General features: G+C 69.2%; 1 protein-coding gene and 1 pseudogene. Both read right to left on the minus strand.

The window, feature by feature from the left end; all coding sequences use genetic code 11:
* The coding region (locus tag FREUN1FDRAFT_RS44800) for a hypothetical protein (protein ID WP_006545921.1) at positions 1-993 on the minus strand (993 nt) is incomplete at its 3' end.
* Positions 994-2,286: 1,293 nt separating this feature from the next.
* Positions 2,287-2,531, minus strand: a pseudogene (locus FREUN1FDRAFT_RS38785) (transposase); the annotation flags it as partial.

Here is a 2,531-nt window from a genome sequence, read left to right on the forward strand (position 1 = left end):
GCCCGTGCCGCCGCCGCCCCCACCGGTTCCGCCGCCGCCGGAACCGGTGCCGGTCCCACCGCCACCGCCACCGGTGCCGCCACCGCCACCGCCACCGGTTCCGGTGCCGCCGCCGCCGGTTCCGCCGCCGCTACCGGTACCGCCCGTGCCCACACCGCCGTTACCGCCTCCGGGCGCCCCACCCCCGGAGCCGCCGGGTGTGGCTGTGGCCGTCCCGCCGCCCGCGCCGGTGCCTCCGGTCGAAGTCCCGGTTCCACCACCGCCGCCGGTTCCCGGGGTGCGGGTGGCGCCCCCGCCGGCCCCACCCCCGACGCCGGCCTTGGTCGGGCTCGCCCCGATGCCCGGCCCGCCCGAGCAGTTGGAGACACCGACCGCCGGGACCGTGACGAGCAGACGTCCGGTGGCCGCGCTCCACGGGGAGGCGATGACCGCGAGCGCGCGTGTCGGCAGGGTCATCGACTCGCCGGGGGCGATGGTGGAGATCCCGGAGCCCTGGCTGGTGTCGAACCAGCCGAAACCGTAGGCCTCGGTGGAATGGTTTCTGATTTTCCAGAGCGGGCCCTGTGCGGTGCACGTGTACGTGAGCGCCAGCGGGTTGACCTCGAAATCCTCGATGCCGTTGATTTCCCGGTCGAAGGGAATCGTGAACGGCAGCAGGGAAAGGAACTGATCGAGTGTGGCGTCACCGGTGCCGCCGCCGACCGGCCTCGCGGAAGGACTGGTGATCACGGCTCCCATGCTGGGGGCCACGGTTGTGGCCAGCGGGCTTGCGCTGGCGCTGGGGGTAGCGCTGGGTGATCCGGTCGGGTCCAGGCCGATGGTTATTCCGTCCTGCGCGGGCCAGGTCGCCTCCGGAGTGGCGAAGATGCTGCTCATGATGTCGGTGGTCGCGGTTGCCGTCGGCGTGGGCTCGGCCGAGGCGGGCAGAGCCGCCGCCGTGAGTGCCGCGCCGAGAACGCCGGCCGTCACGGCCCGCATTCTGTTGATGCGCATGAATCCCTCTCCCTGACTGTGGCGAGTCGCCAGGGCACTCGCCGACGGCGCCCGCCGAACCACCGGTTTTCAGGATGCGGTGGTCGTGCAGGGTGCGGATCAGCGTCTGCCGGACAGGCTCGACTGACGCAGAAAGCTACCCCGTTTGGTTAGAGATGGCCTAGTCAGGTCCGGTCCAGAAAAGACGCGCGAGTGTCCGTCCGCACTAATCGCGTACTACCCGCTCGGCCCGCGGTCGTCACCGGCGGAGCGATCGATGCAGACGGACGGATGATCACCGGAAAGATCTTTCCTGCTGGCGGGTCGGCCCCTGATCTGACGGCATCACAGGTGTCTTCGGGCTGATGGCCTGTCCTTATGTCCGAAATAGGGTGGTTCGGGGCCGCCGGTGGCGGCTGCTCATCGTGCGTGAACGAGTCGCTGCTGTGACTGGTACCGTCGCCGGCCGGAGCCCCGGAGGGGGTAGGGCGAACGGGGAGCCCGAATGTGCCGCCGCTTTTCTCGGCACCAACGGGTAGGCAAGTTCGGGTAGGAACCGAAGGTGTCCACCGGTACGGGGGCAAGGTGGTACGGCGCGTTTCGCGGACCTTCCGGTCGACCTGGCGGACCCCCTCGAACGGGGGTTTACGAGATGTCACTCGCCGCATTGTTAATCGCTTCGGATCGACTTGTCACGGGCCTGTCCTGGGGCGACGGGAAGGCTCTTCTCAATGCTGGCCGTGGTCGTACCCGACATCCGGCATGCGGCCGACTCTCTCGCGGGGCGGTGGCAGACAGGAGGGTCGTGTCACGGTGAGGTAAATTCGCGCGGCGCTCGGTCCGAGGTGACAGGACTTTCGCAGATTCCGGCGCTCCATGGTGTCGGGCGCTCGGTGCCGTCGATGGCTCCCGAGAGGTGCGAAGATCTGGTCATCCCGGTGCCCCCGCGTCTCGGACCGCGGTCGCGGCATGGCGGACGGATCCCTTCCGGCTCCAGGCGGTGATCGCGGCCCGGGGGGAGCCAACCGAAGCATTGAGGATTTTGGTCGTCCCAACGACCAAAATCATCAGGTCTTGCTCTAATGCCACTTAGCCTATTTTGATCAAGCTGCTGCCTGGGGTTCTACAGGGTTGGCGAGCCTGATCGTGGGCGGGGCGGAGTGACGCCTACCGCGCTGGCGGGATTTCTTCACCGGGTAGCGGTGCGGGCCGGCGCGTCGCACCGCGCGGGGGTAGGTGCGTTCGCGGTGCCGGGTGAGTTTCGCGGGCCGGGTGATGTCCGTGGTGATCAGGGTGAGGGCGTGTTCCTGCTGGTCAGGGGGAAAAGGCCGGCGGGTCAGCGACCTGCCGGCGCAGAACTCTCACGGTCCGGGTGAACCGGACCCGGTCGGGGTCGATCCCGGCGGCGGTCGCGGCCGCGCAGATCAGCGCGGCGATCGCGTGGTGGGTGAGCAGGTAGCCCCAGATCTCCTGGTAGACCCCCTCGGGTGACTGCGACCGCAGGACCTTCCCCGGGCCGCGCAGGTAGGTCTTGACCTGCCGGTTCGCGGTCTCGTGTT

Source organism: Parafrankia sp. EUN1f (assembly GCF_000177675.1).
Lineage (GTDB): Bacteria > Actinomycetota > Actinomycetes > Frankiales > Frankiaceae > Parafrankia.